At 59.1% G+C, this 20,404-nt stretch carries 20 protein-coding genes and 1 pseudogene; 17 read left to right on the forward strand and 4 right to left on the reverse strand.

The annotated features are described in order from the left end of the window. From Q4Q11_RS19735 to clpA, 5 genes and pseudogenes are all read left to right on the forward strand, one after another. Window positions 1–146 (forward strand): annotated as a pseudogene (locus Q4Q11_RS19735) (serine O-acetyltransferase); the annotation flags it as partial. 124 nt (window positions 147–270) lie between these two features. Then, the gene (locus tag Q4Q11_RS19740) at window positions 271–474 is read left to right on the forward strand and encodes a DUF3126 family protein (protein WP_047633271.1); all 204 of its coding nucleotides are present in this window, start codon (window positions 271–273) and stop codon (window positions 472–474) included. Between the two features lie 349 nt (window positions 475–823). Continuing rightward, on the forward strand, window positions 824–1,189 hold the full coding sequence (locus Q4Q11_RS19745; RefSeq protein WP_112507295.1) for a phasin family protein: 366 nt from the start codon (window positions 824–826) through the stop codon (window positions 1,187–1,189). Between the two features lie 287 nt (window positions 1,190–1,476). After that, window positions 1,477–1,830 (forward strand): ATP-dependent Clp protease adapter ClpS, encoded by a 354-nt coding sequence (gene clpS / locus Q4Q11_RS19750; RefSeq protein ID WP_069612294.1) that lies wholly within the window; start codon window positions 1,477–1,479, stop codon window positions 1,828–1,830. Between the two features lie 10 nt (window positions 1,831–1,840). Further along, window positions 1,841–4,375, forward strand: a complete 2,535-nt coding sequence (clpA, locus tag Q4Q11_RS19755; RefSeq protein WP_498570557.1) for an ATP-dependent Clp protease ATP-binding subunit ClpA — start codon at window positions 1,841–1,843, stop codon at window positions 4,373–4,375. 210 nt (window positions 4,376–4,585) lie between these two features. On the opposite strand, the gene Q4Q11_RS19760 is transcribed toward clpA, so the two are convergent. The 4 genes from Q4Q11_RS19760 to Q4Q11_RS19775 all read right to left on the reverse strand — a co-directional run bounded on the left by Q4Q11_RS19760 (window position 4,586) and on the right by Q4Q11_RS19775 (window position 7,549). Beyond that, window positions 4,586–5,014 carry an HIT family protein gene (locus tag Q4Q11_RS19760; RefSeq protein ID WP_498570558.1) on the reverse strand — a complete coding sequence of 143 codons (429 nt, stop codon included), beginning with the start codon at window positions 5,012–5,014 and terminating at the stop codon, window positions 4,586–4,588. Window positions 5,015–5,055: 41 nt separating this feature from the next. Continuing rightward, window positions 5,056–6,243 (reverse strand): GNAT family N-acetyltransferase, encoded by a 1,188-nt coding sequence (locus Q4Q11_RS19765; protein WP_498570559.1) that lies wholly within the window; start codon window positions 6,241–6,243, stop codon window positions 5,056–5,058. A gap of 119 nt (window positions 6,244–6,362) precedes the next feature. Beyond that, complete coding sequence (locus tag Q4Q11_RS19770) at window positions 6,363–7,082, reverse strand: glycerophosphodiester phosphodiesterase (RefSeq protein ID WP_498570560.1); 720 nt, start codon at window positions 7,080–7,082, stop codon at window positions 6,363–6,365. Further along, a complete protein-coding gene (locus tag Q4Q11_RS19775; RefSeq protein WP_498570561.1) occupies window positions 7,082–7,549 on the reverse strand; it encodes a RidA family protein in 468 nt (155 codons plus the stop codon). The genes Q4Q11_RS19770 and Q4Q11_RS19775 overlap by 1 nt, the downstream gene beginning before the upstream one ends. 135 nt (window positions 7,550–7,684) lie before the next feature. Between Q4Q11_RS19775 and Q4Q11_RS19780 the strand changes: the two genes are divergently transcribed. The 12 genes from Q4Q11_RS19780 to rseP all read left to right on the forward strand — a co-directional run bounded on the left by Q4Q11_RS19780 (window position 7,685) and on the right by rseP (window position 20,232). Beyond that, on the forward strand, window positions 7,685–8,512 hold the full coding sequence (locus Q4Q11_RS19780) for a cell envelope integrity EipB family protein (RefSeq protein ID WP_498570562.1): 828 nt from the start codon (window positions 7,685–7,687) through the stop codon (window positions 8,510–8,512). A 217-nt stretch (window positions 8,513–8,729) separates the two neighbouring features. Continuing rightward, window positions 8,730–9,809, forward strand: a complete 1,080-nt coding sequence (locus Q4Q11_RS19785) for a toxic anion resistance protein (RefSeq protein ID WP_498570563.1) — start codon at window positions 8,730–8,732, stop codon at window positions 9,807–9,809. Window positions 9,810–9,814: 5 nt separating this feature from the next. Then, window positions 9,815–11,389, forward strand: coding sequence for a VWA domain-containing protein (locus Q4Q11_RS19790; protein ID WP_498570564.1), 1,575 nt, complete (start codon window positions 9,815–9,817; stop codon window positions 11,387–11,389). 7 nt (window positions 11,390–11,396) lie between these two features. Next, a complete protein-coding gene (locus tag Q4Q11_RS19795) occupies window positions 11,397–12,014 on the forward strand; it encodes a 5-bromo-4-chloroindolyl phosphate hydrolysis family protein (RefSeq protein ID WP_112507280.1) in 618 nt (205 codons plus the stop codon). Beyond that, on the forward strand, window positions 12,014–13,120 hold the full coding sequence (locus Q4Q11_RS19800) for a hypothetical protein (RefSeq protein ID WP_498570565.1): 1,107 nt from the start codon (window positions 12,014–12,016) through the stop codon (window positions 13,118–13,120). The genes Q4Q11_RS19795 and Q4Q11_RS19800 overlap by 1 nt, the downstream gene beginning before the upstream one ends. 187 nt (window positions 13,121–13,307) lie before the next feature. Next, entirely contained in the window at window positions 13,308–14,075 is a 768-nt protein-coding gene (rpsB, locus tag Q4Q11_RS19805; protein ID WP_047633284.1) for a 30S ribosomal protein S2, read from the forward strand. Between the two features lie 271 nt (window positions 14,076–14,346). Next, the gene (gene tsf, locus Q4Q11_RS19810) at window positions 14,347–15,273 is read left to right on the forward strand and encodes a translation elongation factor Ts (RefSeq protein WP_112507276.1); all 927 of its coding nucleotides are present in this window, start codon (window positions 14,347–14,349) and stop codon (window positions 15,271–15,273) included. Between the two features lie 237 nt (window positions 15,274–15,510). Beyond that, window positions 15,511–16,230 carry a UMP kinase gene (gene pyrH / locus Q4Q11_RS19815; protein ID WP_112507274.1) on the forward strand — a complete coding sequence of 240 codons (720 nt, stop codon included), beginning with the start codon at window positions 15,511–15,513 and terminating at the stop codon, window positions 16,228–16,230. 54 nt (window positions 16,231–16,284) lie between these two features. Continuing rightward, complete coding sequence (gene frr, locus Q4Q11_RS19820) at window positions 16,285–16,845, forward strand: ribosome recycling factor (protein WP_112507272.1); 561 nt, start codon at window positions 16,285–16,287, stop codon at window positions 16,843–16,845. A gap of 109 nt (window positions 16,846–16,954) precedes the next feature. After that, a complete protein-coding gene (locus tag Q4Q11_RS19825; RefSeq protein ID WP_112507270.1) occupies window positions 16,955–17,701 on the forward strand; it encodes an isoprenyl transferase in 747 nt (248 codons plus the stop codon). Further along, window positions 17,701–18,534, forward strand: a complete 834-nt coding sequence (locus Q4Q11_RS19830) for a phosphatidate cytidylyltransferase (RefSeq protein WP_112507268.1) — start codon at window positions 17,701–17,703, stop codon at window positions 18,532–18,534. The genes Q4Q11_RS19825 and Q4Q11_RS19830 overlap by 1 nt, the downstream gene beginning before the upstream one ends. 24 nt (window positions 18,535–18,558) lie before the next feature. After that, window positions 18,559–20,232, forward strand: coding sequence for an RIP metalloprotease RseP (gene rseP, locus Q4Q11_RS19835; RefSeq protein WP_112507266.1), 1,674 nt, complete (start codon window positions 18,559–18,561; stop codon window positions 20,230–20,232). The last annotated feature ends 172 nt before the right edge of the window (window positions 20,233–20,404 follow it).

Consider the following 20,404-nt stretch of genomic DNA (forward strand, 5'->3'; position numbering starts at 1 on the left):
TGAAGGAAGTGCCCGCCAAAACCACGGTTGCCGGTGTTCCGGCCAAGGTGGTCGGCGAAGCGGGCTGTTCCGAACCTTCCCGCTCGATGGATCAACTGCTTGCCGAACGCATGGTCGCCGACCAGATCATGGGTGCGGGAATCTAGGGAAAATCCAGCTGCATTTTCGGAGGCTTGCACGGTCGCCGGGAAGTATGCGCGGTTCCGGTCTTTACACTGCCGCTTTTCCCATGCAAGAAGCGGCCAACCGAGATCCTCACGGAGAAGCATTGTGAAGCCTGAAGAAATCAAGAAACTCGACGCCTATTTCAAGCGCACCTTCAACCCGCAGATCGTGGTAAAGGCCCGTCCGCGCAAGAACGATTCTGCGGAAGTCTATCTCGGCGAAGAGTTTCTGGGCGTCGTCTATATCGATGACGAAGATGGCGATCGCTCCTATAATTTCTCGATGGCGATCCTGGACGTCGATCTCTAATTTCGTCGATCTCGTATAGTGATTGAGTACTCGGGCCGTATTTCATTGAAATGCGGCCTTTTTCGCGGGCAATTGCCGACGTAATCATTCCGTAGCCGTTTTGAACCCGACGGCTTTTCCATCGTATTGCGAATATTTTGGCCAAAGCCTGCGGTTGCAAGGACCATGATATATATTAGAAAAATCAAAATGATGCGGCGCACTCACCATCACTGACACCGAATTGTTATGGGAAATACAACCAAAAGGGGATATTGCGTCGCACAAGACTACTTGACTAATTGTGCGTTGCATTTAACCTTCATCCCCGTAAACCGGCCGCCGGCCGGCCAATAAGGGACGGAGAAACATGTTCAATTTCGACGAGATGAACAAGAAGGGTAAGGAAGCCATGGACACGGCGCTGAAGAGCTATTCCGATGTCGGCAAGGGTTTCCAGGCAATTGCTGCGGAAGCTGCCGAGTACTCTAAGAAGTCTTTCCAGGATGGCGTTGCACACTTCGAAACGCTTGCCGGCGTCAAGAGCTTCGAAGCTGCCTTCGAACTTCAGAGCAGCTATGTGAAGTCTTCCTACGAAAACTTCATCGCCGAAGCCACCAAGCTCGGCGAAATGTATGCCGATCTCGCCAAGGTTGCCTATAAGCCTTACGAAGCGCCTGTCGCGGCCGCAACGAAGACTGCCAGCAAGACAGCAGCAACGGCAACCGCCGCTTAAAACATTCGCCGAAACGCAATATTTTCCGAAAGACCGGCTGCGCGATGCGTGGCCGGTCTTTTGCAGTTTGGCGGGGCGAACCGGACCGGAGGATATGCCCCGACTTTTTTGGTCGCAGCCCGCTTTGTCAGCGAATTGTGATTGCAGTGTCCCGCAAGGGGCTTAAAATCACGCCGATATGAACTAAGTTAGAGGTTCGGATATCCGGCCCGACCAAGTGAAGAACCCAACCCAGTACCAAGTCGGAATGCGATAGCTTCTGCCGGATGATTTGAGGAATGAATGAAATGATCGCTGAGCCGATCCGGATGCAAAATAACAGCGAAAGGAACGGGGACAACGGGAATCGCGGGACCTCGGTGATAACGCGCACTAAGCCCAAAACCAAAAAGCCCAACCTGTACCGCGTGTTGCTTCTGAATGACGACTATACGCCCATGGACTTCGTGATCCATATCCTGGAGCGTTTCTTTCAAAAGGATCTCGAAAGTGCCACCCGCATCATGCTTCATGTCCACAACCACGGCGTGGGCGAGTGCGGGATATATACATATGAAGTAGCAGAGACGAAGGTCAGCCAGGTGATGGATTTCGCCCGGCAGCACCAGCATCCGCTGCAATGTGTTATGGAAAAGAAGTGAGGATCTGAACGTGCCAACATTTTCGCCTAGTCTTGAGAAGGCGCTGCATCAGGCACTGACCTACGCGAACGAGCGGCATCACGAATATGCCACGCTGGAACATCTGCTTTTGGCGCTGGTAGACGACGCCGATGCCGCAGCTGTCATGGGCGCGTGCAATGTTGATCTCGACGCGCTCCGTAAGACTCTGACTGAATACGTCGATAGTGAACTTTCCAATCTCGTCACCGGCTATGACGAGGACTCCAAGCCGACCTCCGGCTTCCAGCGCGTCATCCAGCGTGCCGTGATCCATGTGCAATCTTCCGGCCGCGAGGAAGTGACGGGCGCCAATGTTCTCGTTGCGATATTCGCCGAACGGGAAAGCCATGCCGCCTTCTTCCTGCAGGAGCAGGAAATGACCCGTTACGATGCGGTCAACTATATCTCGCACGGCATCGGCAAGCGCCCGGGTTCCTCCCAAACCCGCACGCCGCGCGGCGCCGAAGATACCGAATCAGAGAGCAAGCCGACCGCCCGCGGCGAACAGGAAGAGGGTAACAGCAAGAAGCAGCAGGACGCGCTGAAGGCCTATTGCGTCAATCTCAACGAGAAGGCCAAGAGCGGCAAGATCGATCCGCTGATCGGCCGCAACTCCGAGGTGAACCGCACCATTCAGGTGCTGTGCCGCCGTTCGAAGAACAACCCGCTCTATGTCGGCGACCCCGGTGTTGGCAAGACGGCGATTGCCGAAGGCCTTGCCAAGCGCATCGTCGAGGGCAAGGTTCCGGAAGCTCTGGCCGACGCCACGATCTTTTCGCTCGATATGGGAACGCTGCTTGCCGGAACCCGCTATCGCGGCGATTTCGAGGAACGCCTGAAGCAGGTCGTCAAGGAGCTCGAGGAGTATCCGGGCGCCGTGCTCTTCATTGACGAGATCCACACCGTCATCGGTGCGGGTGCTACGTCAGGCGGCGCGATGGATGCGTCGAACCTGCTGAAGCCGGCTCTTTCCTCGGGTGCGATCCGTTGCATCGGGTCTACCACTTATAAGGAATACCGTCAGTTCTTCGAGAAGGACCGGGCGCTCGTCCGTCGCTTCCAGAAGATCGACGTCAACGAGCCGAGCATCGAGGATGCCATCGAAATCATGAAGGGTCTGAAGCCCTATTTCGAAGAGTATCATCACCTGCGCTACTCGAACGACGCCATCAAGACCGCCGTCGAGCTGTCGGCCCGCTATATTTCCGACCGCAAGCTGCCGGACAAGGCGATCGACGTTATCGACGAGACGGGTGCGGCTCAGATGCTGCTGCCGCCGTCCAAGCGCCGCAAGCTGATCACCGAAAAGGAGATCGAGGCGACGATTGCGACCATGGCCCGCATTCCGCCGAAGACGGTTTCCAAGGACGACGAGATGGTTCTCGCCAACCTTGAGCAGGAACTGCGCTCGGTCGTTTACGGTCAGGATACGGCGATCGAAGCGCTTTCGACCTCGATCAAGCTCGCCCGCGCCGGCCTGCGCGAGCCGAACAAGCCGATCGGCTGCTATGTCTTCTCCGGCCCCACCGGCGTCGGCAAGACGGAAGTCGCCAAGCAGCTTGCCTCGTCGCTCGGCGTCGAACTGCTGCGCTTCGACATGTCGGAATACATGGAGCGTCATACGGTTTCCCGCTTGCTCGGAGCCCCTCCCGGCTATGTCGGCTTCGACCAGGGCGGCCTCCTGACCGACGGCGTCGACCAGCATCCGCATAGCGTGGTGCTGCTTGACGAAATCGAGAAGGCGCATCCGGATATCTTCAATATCCTGCTGCAGGTCATGGACCATGGCGCGCTGACCGACCACAACGGCAAGAAGATTGACTTCCGCAACGTCATCCTGATCATGACGACCAATGCGGGCGCTTCGGAAATGGCCAAGGCCGCCATCGGTTTCGGCTCGTCCAAGCGCACGGGCGAGGATGAAGAGGCGCTCAACCGCCTGTTCACGCCGGAATTCCGCAACCGTCTGGATGCGGTCATTCCTTTCGCAGCCCTGCCGACGACTGTTATCCACAAGGTCGTGCAGAAGTTCATCATGCAGCTGGAAGCGCAGCTTTCCGAGCGGAACGTGACCTTCGATCTGCACGAAGACGCCATCGCCTGGCTGTCCGAGAAGGGCTACGACGACAAGATGGGCGCCCGTCCGCTGGCGCGCGTCATCCAGGAAAACATCAAGAAACCGCTGGCGAACGAAATCCTCTTCGGCAAGCTGAAGAAGGGTGGCGTGGTCACCGTCACGGTCGGCAAGAAAGAAGACGGCTCGACCGGCCTTCTGCTCGATGCGATCGCCGATACCGCTCCCATCCGGCCGAAGCCGGAAGCCGAAGTGGGCGATGCGCCGGTCGAGGTGGAAGAGGAAGACGGCGACACCACCGTCAAGGCCAGACGCCGCGTCGGCAAGGCTGCAACGGCAGCGGATGCTCGCCGTTCGGCCAAAGTTGCCGCGACCGGCGATAGCGACGAACCCGAACGCAAGTCGCCGCGCAAGGGCAGCGGCGCGGTTCCGAAGGTTCCGCGCAAGTAATCGCCGACTGGCTGCGTGAGAAAAACAAAACGGCTGCGCTAGAAATAGCGCAGCCGTTTTATATGGTTATGAAGAAAACATCAGAAATGACTTTAGAGCAATTCCAGGAAAAGTGCGCAGCGGTTTCCCGTCCGGAATTGCGTGAAAACAAGAAGATAGAGCGGTTCAGAAATTCCGTGAAAAACTGAACCGCTCCAGGGATTCAGGGTATCAGGCCAGAGCTTCGATGATCTTCCTGGCGTTTTCCGCCAGTACCGCGCCATCCTCCATCTTGCCCGAATGCGGCTTCAGCGCGACACCCTCCAGGCGTGGAATGACGTGGAAATGGAGATGAAACACGGTCTGGCCGGCAGCCGGTTCGTTGAACTGGGCGATATAGACGCCGTCAGCTTCAAAGGCTTCCTGAACCGCAATCGCGATCTTCTGTACCACAGTGATCGAGTGCTGCAATGCAGCCGGATCGGCGTCGAAGATGTTGCGGGAAGGGGATTTCGGCAGCACCAGCGTATGGCCTGGCGATTGCGGCATCACATCCATGAAGGCGACGGTATGCTCGTCCTCGTAGACGCGGTAGGAGGGAATCTCGCCTTTGAGGATCTTCGCGAAGATGTTGTTGCTGTCATAGGCCATGCTACTCATCCAGGGTCTCCTCGTCTTACGCTTGCGATGATTTCGAACGGCTAGATATCCTGCCGTTCGCCTTTGCGGAAGGGGCTGTGTTCGGTGAGAATCTCGCTCATCTCCTCCACCTGTTCCCGCTCATGCATCAGATAGTCCGCAACGGCGTGCCGCAGGCCCTGGTGGCCGATGTAGTGCGCCGAATGCGTGATGACCGGAAGATAGCCCCGCGCCAGCTTGTGCTCACCCTGTGCGCCAGCTTCCACCCGCTTCAGACCCTTGCTCAGCGCGAAATCGATCGCCTGATGATAGCAAACCTCGAAATGCAGGAAGGGATGATCCTCGATGCAGCCCCAATGCCGGCCGTAAAGCGTCTCGCTGCCGATGAAATTGATGGCGCCGGCGATATAACGCCCCTCGCGCTTGGCCATGACGAGCAAAATATCCTCCGGCATGCGCTCGCCGATCAGCGAATAGAATTTTCGGGTGAGGTAGGGACGGCCCCATTTGCGGCTGCCGGTATCCATATAGAAGGCGAAGAACTGGTCCCAGATGTTTTCGGTGAGATCGCTGCCGGTCAGCCAGTCGATGGTGATTCCATGCTCGACTGCCGCGCGCCGTTCCTTTTTCAGCGCCTTGCGCTTGCGCGATGCAAGCGTTTCGAGGAAGGCATCATGATCGGCATAACCCGCGTTGATGAAGTGAAATTGCTGGTCCGTGCGGTGCAGGTAGCCGTCGCCGTCGAAAACCGAGGCCTCATCTTCCGGGAGAAAGGTGATATGCGCCGAGGAAACGCCAAGCTGCCGGGTGACTTCCTTCAGGCTTTCGGCAAGCGCCGGCTGCAGCACGCTCCGGTCCTGTCCTTCGGCAACGAGCAGCCGCGGCCCGGTAGCGGGCGTGAAGGGAATGGAGCATTGCAGCTTGGGATAATAACGGCCGCCGGCCCGCTCGAAGGCATCGGCCCAGCCATGGTCGAAGACATATTCGCCCTGGCTGTGGCTCTTCAGATAGCCGGCAACGGCGCCGATCAGTTCGCCATTGTCGGCTTCCAGCAGCAGATGATTGCCGAGCCAGCCCGTCTTGTCGGTCGCGGAGCCGGACTCCTCGAGCGACGATAGGAAGGCATGCGAGACAAAGGGATTGTAGGGCAGCAAGCTGCCGGCCCTGGAGGCTCCGGCGAGCTTCGACCAGCTTCCCGGAGCGATATTCTTGAAGGATCGTTCGACTCGAATGGATAATTCGTCTGTCATCAAACTCTTGGCGCTGAGAAGGAGGGGCAGGGCTTTGCCGCTGCGCCTCCATCGTGAGGATAAGTGTTAGGCGCAGCAGAATTTAGTGTTGCCAAGCCTCTCCTTCAATCGATGCCGATCTAGGAGGCCTGGCGCGGGTCAAAACCTTCGAAGGTCATCTGGTCTGCATTGGCAAATGTATGTTTACGGGCCGCTTCGTCGCGCACGGTCCACGTAATGACCGGAATACCGCGCTGGCGCTGCGCCGTGATGAAGGGGTTCGGCAGGTGGCCAAAGAAGTATGATATGAAGTCTAGCCCAAGATGCATGGCTTCGTCATGCTGAAAAAACGTCTCGGGCTTGTTTCCCTCGGCTGTCAGTCCCACAGGGTAGGGCGCATCCAGCGCCTTGAGGTCCTTGAGCAACCAGTGGTCGAAGCTCATCAGCGCCACATGCCCTTCGTATCCTTCGAGCACTTCGAGCACGGATTCGGCAAAACCCTCGTCGTCGCCTTCGCGTCCCTTGAGCTCGAGCACGAGCGGCACCTTGCCGCCGCAAAGCTGCAGCAGCTGCTTCAACGTCGGGATCTTGTCCTTGGTGCCGCCGATCGAAAGCAGCCCCAGCTCGGCCGAGGTGCGCGCGCGCACTTCGCCGGGCAGATTGCAGACGCGCTGCAGGTCGTCGTCATGGAAGACGACCGGAACGCCGTCCGAGGCGTAGTGCAGGTCGCATTCGATAGCAAACCCCGCCTCGATGGCGCGGCTGAAGGCCGAGAGCGTGTTCTCCCAGACGTCCCTGTTCATGTCATGATAGCCGCGATGGGCGACGGGGCGCTCGGTCAGCCAGGCAAGCTTGCTCATCAGGCGATTTCCAGAATGGCATCGATTTCGACGGCGGCATTGAGAGGCAGGGCTGCCATGCCTACGGCGGCGCGGGCATGCTTGCCGGCCTCGCCCAATACATTCGCGAGAAGATTGGAAGCGCCGTTGATTACAAGATGCTGTTCGACGAAATCGGGCGTCGAGGCGACGAAGCCGTTCAGCTTGATCAGGCGCTTGATGCGGCCGAGATCGCCGCCAAGCGCAGCCTTTGCCTGGGCGAGAAGGTTGATGGCGCAAAGTTCGGCCGCCCGCTGGCCGCCGGCGACGTCGACATCCTTGCCGAGATGCCCCGTCACGCCGATCTTGCCGTTTTCCATCGGCAGCTGGCCGGACAGATAGAGAAGGTTGCCGCTGACGACATAGGGAACATAGTTGGCGGCCGGTGCTGCGGCCTGCGGCAGAACGATGCCGAGTTCCTTCAGGCGGCCCTCGATAGCGTCGGACATTTTCATCTCCCGTTTTGTTGTAAAAACTTCAAAAATCCGGCATCAAGACTAAATTCCGTCACTTGGGATCGGCAGCCTCGTTTCAGCCGAAAGCGTTCTTATAGTATCGCGTGCGAGTCCAACAGGAGATAATGAATGTTCCGCTCGAGTCTTGCTGCCACTTTTGTTTCGGGACTGAGCATTCTGTCACTAGGGACTTCGGCAGCCTATGCGGCTGGTCCGAGCGGGCTGGTCGCGCATCGCGCCGTCTACGATCTCGAGCTGAAGGATGCTTCCGATCGCTCCGGCATTTCCGGCATGGTCGGCCGTATGGTCTATGAGTTCGAAGGCTCGGATTGCAGCGGCTTCACCACCAATTTCCGTTTCGTGACGAAAATAGATACAGGCGATTCCACCCGCGTCAGCGACCAGCAGACGACGACCTTCGAGGATCTGGGTAAGCGCCTGTTCCGCTTCGAGACCAAGTCCTATACCGACAACCAGCTCGACAAGGATGTGCGCGGTGCCGCAAGCGACGACCAGAAGGGCATCAAGGTCGACCTGACTCAGCCGCACAGCAAGCAGGTCGAGCTCATCCAGAGCCGCTTCCCGACCGAGCACATGCTCGACATCATCCACAACGCCAAACTCGGCAAGAATTTCTTCGAGGCCCAGGTCTTCGACGGCTCAGACGATGGCGACAAGCCGCTCATCGCAACCACCGTCGTCGGCAAGGAGCAGCCGCCGACCGTGGACGATCCCGATGCCGACAAGGCCGGCGCCTTTGCCAAGGCGCCATTTTGGCCGGTGACGGTCGCCTATTTCAACGAGAAATCCAGCGGCGATGCGACGCCGGTCTATCGCATGTCCTTCAAACTCTACGAGAACGGCATTACCCGCGATCTGACGATGGACTACGGCGACTTCGTGCTGACCGGTAAACTCACCAAGCTCGAGGTTCTCGATGCGAAAGCGTGCAAATAGCCCACCGTCAAGCTGAGTTCGAAACATAAAATCATCGTCATAAAACTGTGATCCAAGTTTCACTATGGTGTGAAACCATTGGTAGGCATGGGCGAGTCTCTTTTGTTGCCCGTGCCGATCTGGAATTGTAGTGGGGCGCGCTGGGGAGTAATCGTCTTGGGGGCGATTGAAAATTTTTGCGGTCGGCTCCGTGTTTATGCACAGGAAAGCGCGACCTATGAGCAATATCGATATCTCCACCGGTTCCAATAATACGTTGCAGGTCGTTACCTCCGATCCGGCGGAAATTGCCCGTATCGGCGATACCATCGACCTCACCGACCGTGCCGGGATTTCTGTCTATGGCGACCGCGCCCAGCAATCCGTTTCCGATTATTCAGACCGCATTCTGCGCGAGGTGCGCAACCGGGATCTCGGCGAAGTCGGCAAGCTGCTGACCGATATCATCGTCAAATCGAAGAAGCTCGATCCGGCATCGCTGAAGGACGAAGGCTTCCTGTCGCGGATGTTTTCCTCGTTCCGGGCAAAGCTGGAACGCTTTAAGGAGCAGTTCGAGGATGTGGCCGGCCAGATCGATCGTATCGGGCTCGAGCTTGATCGGCACAAGGACATTCTGCGCCGGGACATCGCCCTTCTGGATGACCTGCACGAGGAGACGAAGCAATCCATTGTGCAGCTCGACGCCTATGTGCAGGCAGGCAAGGATTTCGCCGAGCGTTTTCGCGCCACGGAACTCCCGCGGCTCAAGAGTGCTGCCGATGCTGCTTCTGCCCATCCCGGCGGCGGCATGCTGGAGGCGCAGGTCTATCAGGACAGCCTTCAGGCCCTCGATCGTCTGGAAAAGCGGGTTTTCTACCTGCAGCAGGCACGCCAGCTCGGCGTCCAGCAATTGCCGCAGATCCGCATCGTCCAGGCCGGCGATGAAACCCTGATCGAGAACCTGCAGGCGACATCTGCGCTGACCGTGCCTGCATGGAAGCAGAAAATGGTGATCCTGCTCGGCCTGACCCAGCAGAAATCCGCGCTCGAATTGCAGAAGACCGTCACCGACGCCACCAACGACATGATCCGTCAGGCATCGAAAATGATGAAGGATCAGGCGATTGCCATAGAACAGCAATCGCAGCGCGGCATCGTCGATATCGACACGCTTGCTGCCGCCAATCGCGACCTCATCGATACAATCAGCGGTGTCCTGAAGGTGCAGGAAGAGGGCCGCGCTAAGCGGGCCGAGGCCGAACAGTGCATGCAGAAAATGACCGTTGAGCTCAAGAAGGCAATGATCGAGGTGCGTTGAAGACCATGGCGATCCGTATTTTTGTGACCGCGCTGACATTGGCGGGCCTGCTTGCGCTGAGCAGCTGCAATGTCGGCGGGCAAGGCCCGAAGTTCTCGATCATTTCCGGTTCGGAAAATACCGTCCTGCAGCCGATCGTCGAGGAGTTCTGCAAGGAGAAGAAGGCGAGCTGCAGCTTCGCGTATGAAGGCACGCTGGATATCGGCCTGGCGCTCCAGAGCGAGCAGGGCGTCGAGCAGGATGCCGTCTGGCCGGCGTCAGGTGTCTGGGTCGACATGTTCGATGCCAAGCGCCGCGTGAAGTCGCTGACATCGGTCGCGCAGATGCCTGTCATTCTCGGCGTGCGCAAGTCCAAGGCCCAGGCGCTCGGCTGGGTCGGCAAGCCGGTCTATATGAAGGATATATTGGCGGCGGTGAAGAGCGGCTCGCTGAAGTTTCTCATGACATCGGCCACGCAATCCAATTCTGGCGCCAGCGCCTATCTCGCCATGCTGTCGAGCGCGCTCGGCAACAAACCCGTCATCGAGCCAGGCGATCTTGACAAGCCGGATGTCCAGAATGCCGTCCGCTCGCTGCTTGCCGGTGTCGAGCGCTCGTCGGGATCGTCGGGCTGGCTAGCCGATCTCTACACGGAGTCGGCTGGAAAGGGCGTGCTCTACGACGCCATGTGGAATTACGAAGCTATCCTGAAGGAGACCAACGACAAGCTCACCGGAATGGGCAAGGAGCCGCTTTACGCGATCTATCCCGCCGATGGCGTCGTCGTTGCCGATTCACCGATCGGCTTCGTCGATCATGGGCGAGGGCAGGAGGTGGAGACCTTCTTCAATCAGCTCGTAGACTATTTGCGTTCCGCTCCGGTGCAGAAGCGCATCGCCGATACCGGCCGCCGCATTCCGCTCTCCGATATCGCCGCCAAGCCGGACGCGGCATGGAATTTCGCTCCGACCCGAATCGTGACCGCGGTCCGCATGCCGGAGCCCGCCATGATCCGCCAGGCGCTTGATCTTTATCAGGTGGCGCTGCGCAAGCCTTCGCTGACGGCTCTCTGCCTCGACTTTTCGGGCTCGATGGCAGGCAAGGGCGAAGAACAGCTGCAGGCGGCCATGCATTTCCTGTTCAATCCCGGCGAGACCGGCAAGGTTTTGGCGCAATGGACGCCAGCCGATCGCATCATGGTCATCCCCTTCGACGCCAATGTTCGCACCACTATCGAGGCGACGGGGAGACTCGATCAGCAGAAGACTTTGGTCGAAAGGGTCTCGAGTCAGCATGCGGGCGGCGGTACTGATATGTATGCCTGCGCGAGCAAGGCGCTCGACTGGATGAAGTCGACGCAAGAGCTGTCATCATACCTGCCTGCGATCGTCATCATGACCGATGGCAAATCCGACGATGCCAATGGTAATTTCATGAGCCGGTGGGCATCGGTGAGCCCGCATGTACCCGTATTTGGCATCACCTTTGGCGATGCCGACAAGCGGCAGCTCGATGCCCTCGCGCAGGAAACCTCGGCGCGTGTCTTTGACGGCCGTGGCGATCTGGTCAGCGCATTCCGGGCGGTGCGCGGCTATAATTAGGAAGATAATGCGCAATTGGTTTGGCAATGACTGGAATTGGATCGTCGCGGGGCTTGCCGCTGCGATCGTCGTTCCTGTGCTCAGCTTCCTTGCCGGCATGCCGATATGGATTGCTGCCATCATCGGTCTCTTGGTTTTCGTCGGACTGATCTTCGTCCTTGCGCCTAAGCGTATGTTCGAGGGGCTGGATGCGAAGGCGATCGGCAGAGGGCGCCTGGAATTCGCCCGCGACCTGTTGAGCACGGCCGCTCCCGCCGCCGAAAGGCTGGAAGCGTCGGCGAACCAGATCGGCAGCAAGGATGTGGCAAAACGAGTGCGGCACCTGGCGGAGATCGCCGCCGACGTCTTCGCCAAGGTCGAGACCAATCCGGAAAGCGCTGGCACAGTCAGGCGATTCCTTAGCTATTATTTGCCGCGGGCGGCAGAGGTGGCGGAGGGATTTGCCGTCATCGAGGCGAAACGCCAGCCGGATACTGCGCGTCTTCAGGAAATCGGCCTCGTTCTGACCAAGCTGGAAGACGCTTTCGCACATTATTCCGATAGCTTGGTCGAAGATAGGCTCGATACGCTTGATACGGAGCTGCGCCTGATACAGGCCTCGCTCAAAGAGGATATAGGACGCTGATGGCCATTTCCCGCCGCGCTTTTGGAGTAGGGCTTCTTGCTGCCGGCGTTGCCGGAACCGGCGGCTATTTCGCCGTAAAGGACCGGCCGGAGCTGCAGGGTCTGCTCGGCAACAACACCAAGCTCTTCGGCTTCATCGGCGGCGAGAAGGAAGCCTTCCTCGCCGATCGGGACGTGATCTCGGCGCTGCACAGCCATGGGCTTGAAATCAACAGCCGCGTCGCCGGCTCCGTGGAGATGGTGCGAGAACAGGCGCTTCAGTCGCAGAACCCCGCCTTCCTCTGGCCTTCCTCGTCGATCATGGTCGATATCGCCCGGCAGAATGGCATCAGGATTCGCAACGACCGCGTCATCCTTAACACGCCCGTCGTCATCTATTCTTGGCAGCCGGTCGTCGATGGATTGACCAAGGCAGGGCTCGTGACTACGACCCCGGAGGGACAGCACCAGCTTGATCTCAAGGCGCTGCTGGATGCTGTTCTGGCCGGCACCAACTGGTCGAAGCTTGGCGTCAACTCGCTCTATGGTCAGGCGAGAATCGTCTCGACGGACCCGAACCGTTCCAACTCCGGCTTCATGTTTTCCGGTCTGGTGCTCAGCCTGCTGAGCGGCAATGTGGCGAGCGGCGATGCTCTCGCGCAATTCGGAGACAAGGCTCAGGCGATCTTCCGCAACATGGGTTTCAAGTCGTCGTCCTCGGGCAAGCTGTTCGAGCAATATCTCGCTGGCGGCATCGGCGGCGAACCGATGATCGTCGGCTACGAGAATCAGCTGGTGGAGTGGATCATCGCCGATCCGCAGCGCTGGAAGAGGGTTCAGGCGAGCAACAGCGCCAAGCCCGTTGTGCTCTATCCGCACCCGACCGTCTATTCCGCGCATCCGCTGATCGCCATCGACGAACAGGTCGATCGTATGATCGAGGCTCTTATCAGTCCACGATTGCAGGAGCTCGCCTGGACCAGGCATGGCTTCCGCGGTCCGCTTGGCACTGCGACCGGTGATGCGGGCAGCGCGATTGCCGGCCTGCTGCCGGCCGAGATCGATGCCGTATTGCCGATGCCGGACGCTGATGTCATGCTGGCACTGCTCGGTAAATTGGCTGCTTGAGGGCGGGGTAAGGTTGTTTTTTAGCCAAAAGCCTTGCATTCCAAGCGAATCGAATGTATGGCCACCCGCATTCCACACGTAAGGCATGGGATTGTCCGGGAGAAATCCGGATTTTTCCGCCCGGTGGCATTCTCGAAGAGGATGCTGTTCGCCTTGCGGAGGTTCAACCGGAAAAGGATACAAAGGCATGGCATTGCCCGATTTTTCTATGCGCCAGCTTCTGGAAGCTGGTGTTCACTTCGGCCACCAGACGCACCGCTGGAACCCGAAGATGAAGCCGTACATTTTCGGCGATCGTAACAACATCCACATCATCGACCTCGCCCAGACGGTTCCGATGCTGAGCCGCGCTCTGCAGGTTGTCAGCGACACCGTTGCCCGTGGCGGACGCGTTCTGTTCGTCGGCACCAAGCGTCAGGCGTCCGAACTGATCGCCGACAGCGCAAAGCGCTCGGCTCAGTACTACGTCAACGCCCGCTGGCTCGGCGGCATGATGACCAACTGGAAGACGATCTCCAACTCGATCCAGCGTCTGCGCAAGCTCGACGAAATCCTCTCCGGCGAAGCCCAGGGCTTCACCAAGAAGGAGCGTCTGAACCTTGAGCGTGAGCGCGAAAAGCTCGACAAGGCCCTCGGCGGTATCAAGGACATGGGCGGTACGCCGGACCTGATGTTCATCATTGACACCAACAAGGAAAAGATCGCGATCGACGAAGCCAAGCGCCTCGGCATCCCGGTCGTCGCCATCATCGACTCGAACTGCGATCCGGACCTGATCGATTACCCGATCCCGGGCAACGACGACGCCTCGCGCGCCATCGCTCTTTACTGCGACCTGATCTCGCGCGCTGCTATCGACGGCATCGCTCGTCAGCAGAGCGCATCGGGCCGTGACCTCGGCGCTTCTGAGGAAGCTCCGGTCGAGCCGACCCTGGCGGACGGCACCGAAGCCTGATCGCGCCGCGAGGCGGGCAATAAACTGTCCGCCCAAGCGCAATGACATCCGGGATAAGGCCGTTTGCGACTTAACAAGTTCGAGCGGCCTTATCGCGTTTTTGGTAACTGCTCGCCTGGACGGAAAATCCAGGCATGTTCCAAACAGAATTCCACAGTATGACGCGGCTTCATAACGCTGTCATACTTACGAGTACATTTCGTCCCTCAAATCGGTGCCGCTTCGGCTTAACGCCTTTTGCCGCACCGTATGAACCGACAAGAGGAAGCTTATGACCGAGATTACGGCTGCACTGGTGAAGGAACTGCGCGAAAAGTCTGGCGCAGGCATGATGGACTGCAAGAAGGCGCTGACCGAGACGAACGGCGATATCGAAGCCGCGATCGACTGGCTGCGCGCCAAGGGCATCTCCAAGGCCGACAAGAAGTCCGGCCGCACCGCCGCCGAAGGCCTGATCGCCATTGCCGGCGCCGGTCACAAGGCTGTCGTCGTCGAGCTCAACTCCGAAACCGACTTCGTCGCCCGTAACGACGCCTTCCAGGACCTCGCCCGCGGCATCGCCGAAGTTGCGCTGTCCACCGACGGCACGGTCGAAGCCATTTCGGCTGCGACCTATCCCGCATCCGGCAAGCCGGTCGCGGACGCCATCAAGGACGCGATCGCCACCATCGGCGAAAACATGACGCTCCGTCGTGCGGCCAAGCTGGAAGTCGAGCACGGCGTCGTGGCGACCTACATCCACAATGCTGCCGGCGACGGCATCGGCAAGCTCGGCGTTCTCGTCGCCCTGAAGTCGGTTGGCGACAAGGCCGTTCTGACGTCGATCGGCCGCCAGGTTGCCATGCACATCGCTGCGACCAACCCGCTGGCCATCCGTGCCGAAGAAGTCGACGCCGCGGTCGCCGAGCGCGAGCGCAACGTCTTCATCGAGCAGTCCCGCGAATCCGGCAAGCCGGAAGCCATTATCGAAAAGATGGTCGAAGGCCGCATGCGCAAGTTCTTCGAGGAAGTCGCTCTTCTCTCGCAGGCTTTCGTCATCAATCCGGACCTGACGGTCGGCGCTGCCATCAAGGAAGCTGAAAAGACCGCCGGCGCCCCAATCGAAATCACCGGCATGGCCCGTCTGCTTCTCGGCGAAGGCGTCGAGAAGGAAGAAAGCGACTTCGCTGCCGAAGTTGCTGCTGTCGCCAAGGGCTGATCTGAGCATTTCCAGGAAAAGTGCGTAGCGGTTTTCCGTTCGGAATGCGTAAGGAAACAAAACGATAAGGCTTCTCCGCAGCTTGAAGAAGTGCGGAAAAGCACGATCGAAAAGAGACATATCCCGGTTTGGTGAAACCATATCAGGGAAAACGTATGGGCATCGCGTGACAACGCGGTGCCCTTCGTGTATCCGGCTTTCACAATCATTCCCCGGTGATCACTTCAAGGAGCTACGATGTCCCAGCCGATCTACAAGCGCGTGTTGCTCAAGGCCTCCGGTGAAGCGCTCATGGGGAGCCAGGGTTTTGGCATCGACGTTACCGTCGCTGATCGGATTGCTTCCGATATTGCCGAAGCGCGCGCCATGGGCGTAGAAGTCGGCGTCGTGGTTGGCGGCGGCAACATTTTCCGCGGCGTTGCTGTGGCCTCCAAGGGTGGCGATCGGGTGACCGGTGACCACATGGGCATGCTCGGCACCATCATCAATGCCCTGGCTCTCGCGACCTCGCTGCGCAAGCTCGACATCGACACAGTCGTGCTCTCGGCGATCTCGATGCCGGAAATCTGCGAAAGCTTCTCGCAGCGCGCCACGCTTTATCATCTCTCGCTCGGCCGCGTGGTGATCTTTGCCGGCGGCACTGGCAATCCGTTCTTCACGACGGATTCCGCCGCCGCCTTGCGCGCCGCCGAAATGGGCGCGGAAGCGATCTTCAAGGGCACGCAGGTCGACGGCATCTATTCCGCCGACCCGAAGAAGTTCCCCGATGCCGAGCGCTTCGACCATCTGACGCACAGTCAGGTGCTCGAAAAGGGACTGGCCGTCATGGATGTGGCCGCCGTGGCGCTTGCGCGCGAAAACTCCATTCCGATCGTCGTCTTCTCCATTCACGAGAAGGGCGGTTTCGCGGAAATCTTGACCGGCGGCGGCCGCAAGACCATCGTATCAGACAATTGACGTTCCTGTGACGCCGGGTATGCCCGGTGTCGCCCATCAGACGGGAGTATAGACATGAGTGAAGGCTACGACCTCAAGGAACTGAAGCGCCGCATGGACGGCGCTATTGCGGCGTTCAAGAGCGATATCGCCTCGCTGCGCACCGGACGGGCATCCGCAAACATCCTCGATCCGGTCACGATCGAAGCCTATGGTTCGCGCATGCCGCTGAACCAGGTTGCCAACATCACCGTGCCGGAACCGCGCATGCTGACCGTCTCGGTATGGGACAAGTCGATGGTCAGCGCCGTCGAGCGCGCTATCCGCGAATCCAATCTCGGCCTCAACCCCATCGTCGACGGCCAGAATCTGCGCATCCCGCTGCCGGAACTCAACGAAGAGCGCCGCCGCTCGCTGGTGAAGGTCGCTCACGAATATGCCGAAAAGGCGAAGGTGGCGATTCGTCACGTTCGCCGCGATGGCATGGACGGCCTCAAAAAGGCCGAAAAGGACGGCGTAATCGGTCAGGACGAGAGCCGCTCTCTCTCCGAACGTGTGCAGAAAATGACGGATGAGACGATTTCCGAAATCGACCGCTTGCTAGCCGACAAGGAAAAGGAAATCATGCAGGTCTGATCGTACGCTGGGGAGACGTCGCGCTTTCGATTTGACAATATTGAAAGCGGTGACTGCGCCCTAGATTACGAGGCCAGAGCGTATTGCCGCCGAACGAAACCGGACCCCTATGTCAGCTCCCACGTTCTCTGTCGTACCCGAACACGTTGCCATCATCATGGATGGCAACGGTCGCTGGGCCAATGCACGCGGTCTGCCGCGCACCATGGGCCACCGCAAGGGCGTGGAGGCAGTCCGGGAGACGGTGCGGGCAGCCGGCGATATCGGCATCAAGTATCTGACGCTTTTCGCCTTTTCCTCGGAAAACTGGCGTCGCCCCGAGGCGGAGGTGAGCGATCTCCTCGGTCTCCTGAAGGCCTTCATCCGGCGCGATCTTGCGGAACTTCACCGGCAGAACGTGCGAATCCGCGTCATCGGCGATCGCAGCGGCCTGCGCGGCGATATTTTGCCTCTGTTGATCGAAGCGGAGGAGACCACCTGGAACAATACGGCCCTGACGCTGGTCATCGCCTTCAATTACGGTTCGCGCGACGAGATCACGCGAGCCTTCGTGAGCTTGGCAAAGGATGTCGAGGCCGGACGGTTGCGGCCGCAGGATATCAGCGCTGAGCTGGTCGATGCGCGCCTCGACACCGCCGGCATACCCGATCCCGATCTCATCATCCGCACCAGCGGCGAGGAGCGGCTGTCGAATTTCCTGCTCTGGCAGGCTGCCTATTCGGAATTCATGTTCGTGCCGGAATACTGGCCCGACTTTAGTCGCGAGCTCTTCTTTGCCGCGCTGGAGAAGTATGCCGCGCGCGATAGGCGATTTGGCGGACTTTCCGCCAAGCCGGCGGCGGCTGTGGGGTCTTGATGAGCCGCGAACTCAGGCTGCGCATCATCTCCGGCGTTATCCTTGCCGCCATCGTTCTTGCCGCTACCTGGTATGGCGGCCTGGGTTTTCGCCTTCTGGCGGCTGCGATCGGCCTGCTCGTCTACTATGAGTGGTCGACGATGACGGATCTGCACGGACGCGATCCTCAGGGAAATGCGCTCGGCTGGCTCGGTCTCGTGTTGATTGCCGGCGCAACGGTAATGGACGCATCGGTCTATTCCATGGAGGTTCTGGCCGCCTTCGTCGTCGTCGCGGCGGTCATTGTCGCCGTACGGCAAAAGAGCTGGTGGCTTCCCGGAGGAATATTCTATTCAGGATTGACCGTGATCGCTCTTGCGGAGATTCGCGACGACGGCCTGCGCGGATTCGTGCTGATGCTGTTCGTCTTCGCCACTGTTTGGGCAACCGATATCTTCGCCTATTTCGTCGGCCGTGCGATCGGCGGCCCGAAACTCGCGCCTCGCATATCGCCGGGCAAGACGTGGTCGGGCGCGATCGGCGGCGCGATTGCCGCCGTGATCGTCGGAACGGCGATCGTCTGGCGCTATTTCCTTGCGGATGGTTTATGGATTCCTGCGCTTGCGCTGATGCTCTCCATTTGCAGCCAGATCGGCGATCTATTCGAGTCTTTCGTCAAGCGCCGTTTCGGCGTGAAAGACTCCAGCCATCTGATTCCCGGGCACGGCGGCGTCATGGATAGGGTCGATGGACTAATTTTTGCTTGTTTTGCGGCGTTTTTGTTGGCTATCGTAATGTCGCTGACAATGAGCGGCGAGACCTTTTCGTTGGGCGGCGTTCTGCTCGGGGTCTGAAATTAACACGAACAGGATCGTTGCATGGGTAGCGCGGCTGGCTTCATCGGTTTCTTGACGAACAACGTCATCACGTTTGTCTTCGTCCTGTCGCTGCTCGTTTTCGTGCACGAAATGGGTCACTATCTGGTTGGCCGTTGGTCGGGTATCCGCATCATGGCCTTCTCGATCGGCTTCGGCCCGGAGATCGCCGGATTCACGGATCGGCATGGCACGCGCTGGAAGCTTTCCCTCATTCCGCTTGGCGGCTATGTGCGATTCTTCGGCGACGAGGATGCCTCCAGCAAGACCGACGTGGATCAGCTCTCGGCCATGACGGAAGAGGAGCGCGCCCGGTCCTTTGCCGGAGCCAAGCTCTGGAAGCGCGCTGCGACGGTTGCAGCCGGTCCGATTGCCAACTTCCTTCTCGCCATTGCGATCTTCGCGGTTCTCTTCGGTGTCTACGGCCGCACGGTGGCCGATCCTGTCGTTGCCATGGTGACGCGCGACGGAGCCGCTGCCGAGGCAGGCATCGAGCCCGGTGACCGCCTTTTAGCGATCGATGGCAACAAGGTGGCGACTTTCGACGAAGTGCAGCGCTATGTCGGTCTTCGCCCGGGCCGCACGATCGTCCTGACCGTCGAGCGCGACGGTCAGAATCACGACTTCCGAATCATGCCGAAGCTGGTCGAGGATACGGATCAGTTCGGCAACAAGATGGAAATGGGCCGCATCGGCATCGCGCTCATCGATCCGGTCGTGACCGCGGTAGAGCCGGCTGGTCCGGCGGCAAAGGCTGGCGTGCAGGCCGGGGATCGCCTGATCGCGGTCGATGGCAATAATGTCGCGACCTATTACGATATCGGCCGCTACGTCGCGGAGCGTCCCGGAAAGAACATCGTGCTGACCATACAGCGCAATGGTGCAATCCGCGATGTTACGATGACGGCCGAAACGCTGGCGGGTATGGATGCCTCGGGCAACAAGAAGGATGTCGGCAGCATCGGCATCGCCCCGATCGATCCGCTCGTCGCGTCGATCGGGTCCGACAGCCCTGCCGCGGCGGCGGGCCTGGAACTCGGTGATCGCATTCTTTCTGTGGATGGACGAGAAATCGGCTCCATCGGCGAAGTACAGCGCTACGCGGCGGCTCATGCCGACAAATCCATGACGCTGACGGTCAAGCGCGACGGTCAGACGCGCGAGGTGTCGGTGACGCCACGGAAGTCGGAGGAGATGGACGCGTTCGGCGCGCGGACCGAGATTGCGACGATCGGCATTACCGACGGCCAGAAGCCGATCAGGCTGCGTTATGAGGCATATGGGCCGCTGCAGGCGCTTGCGGAGGGCATAAAGCAGACCGGCAGCATTGTCTCCGGCACCTTCGAATATATCGGCAACGTCATCGGCGGATATATGAAGGCCGATCAGCTCGGAGGTCCCATTCGGGTTGCGCAGCTTTCAGGCCAGATGGCAACCTTGGGTTTTGCTGCGGTGCTCCAATTCGCCGCCATACTTTCTGTTTCAATAGGGTTATTAAATTTGATGCCCGTGCCGGTACTTGATGGCGGGCATCTGATGTTCTATGCGATTGAAGCCGTAAGGGGAAAACCCCTGGGTGCACGAGCGCAGGATATCGCTTTTCGGATTGGGTTTGCGATGGTGCTCTCACTCATGGTTTTCGCGACCTGGAACGATATTAGTTCCAGAATAGGCTAGCGGAGCGACGAGAGAGGAAATTACGATTTATTTACGATGTTTCAAAGCTGTAGTGGCGAATGGGTCACGGTTTGAAATGAAGTAAACAGAAATTAACGTGCTCCCTTGCTTGTATGTCAAAAGCGGGTAAAACGACACACGTGGCCGGAATCGGGTTCGCTCGAGGCTGGGG

It is taken from the genome of Rhizobium sp. UFLA01-1127 (assembly GCF_059803845.1).

Excerpts from the sequence above, each read along its gene's own strand:
- Q4Q11_RS19825 (WP_112507270.1), top strand. The coding sequence starts at position 16,955 with ATGTCAGCTCCCACGTTCTCTGTCGTACCCGAACACGTTGCCATCATC.
- Q4Q11_RS19785 (WP_498570563.1), top strand. The coding sequence starts at position 8,730 with ATGAGCAATATCGATATCTCCACCGGTTCCAATAATACGTTGCAGGTC.
- tsf (WP_112507276.1), top strand. The coding sequence starts at position 14,347 with ATGACCGAGATTACGGCTGCACTGGTGAAGGAACTGCGCGAAAAGTCT.
- pyrH (WP_112507274.1), top strand. The coding sequence starts at position 15,511 with ATGTCCCAGCCGATCTACAAGCGCGTGTTGCTCAAGGCCTCCGGTGAA.
- rpsB (WP_047633284.1), top strand. The coding sequence starts at position 13,308 with ATGGCATTGCCCGATTTTTCTATGCGCCAGCTTCTGGAAGCTGGTGTT.
- Q4Q11_RS19765 (WP_498570559.1), bottom strand. The coding sequence starts at position 6,243 with ATGACAGACGAATTATCCATTCGAGTCGAACGATCCTTCAAGAATATC.
- Q4Q11_RS19795 (WP_112507280.1), top strand. The coding sequence starts at position 11,397 with ATGCGCAATTGGTTTGGCAATGACTGGAATTGGATCGTCGCGGGGCTT.
- Q4Q11_RS19760 (WP_498570558.1), bottom strand. The coding sequence starts at position 5,014 with ATGAGTAGCATGGCCTATGACAGCAACAACATCTTCGCGAAGATCCTC.
- Q4Q11_RS19770 (WP_498570560.1), bottom strand. The coding sequence starts at position 7,082 with ATGAGCAAGCTTGCCTGGCTGACCGAGCGCCCCGTCGCCCATCGCGGC.
- clpS (WP_069612294.1), top strand. The coding sequence starts at position 1,477 with ATGATCGCTGAGCCGATCCGGATGCAAAATAACAGCGAAAGGAACGGG.
- Q4Q11_RS19800 (WP_498570565.1), top strand. The coding sequence starts at position 12,014 with ATGGCCATTTCCCGCCGCGCTTTTGGAGTAGGGCTTCTTGCTGCCGGC.
- Q4Q11_RS19790 (WP_498570564.1), top strand. The coding sequence starts at position 9,815 with ATGGCGATCCGTATTTTTGTGACCGCGCTGACATTGGCGGGCCTGCTT.
- Q4Q11_RS19780 (WP_498570562.1), top strand. The coding sequence starts at position 7,685 with ATGTTCCGCTCGAGTCTTGCTGCCACTTTTGTTTCGGGACTGAGCATT.
- Q4Q11_RS19775 (WP_498570561.1), bottom strand. The coding sequence starts at position 7,549 with ATGTCCGACGCTATCGAGGGCCGCCTGAAGGAACTCGGCATCGTTCTG.
- Q4Q11_RS19745 (WP_112507295.1), top strand. The coding sequence starts at position 824 with ATGTTCAATTTCGACGAGATGAACAAGAAGGGTAAGGAAGCCATGGAC.
- rseP (WP_112507266.1), top strand. The coding sequence starts at position 18,559 with ATGGGTAGCGCGGCTGGCTTCATCGGTTTCTTGACGAACAACGTCATC.
- frr (WP_112507272.1), top strand. The coding sequence starts at position 16,285 with ATGAGTGAAGGCTACGACCTCAAGGAACTGAAGCGCCGCATGGACGGC.
- Q4Q11_RS19830 (WP_112507268.1), top strand. The coding sequence starts at position 17,701 with ATGAGCCGCGAACTCAGGCTGCGCATCATCTCCGGCGTTATCCTTGCC.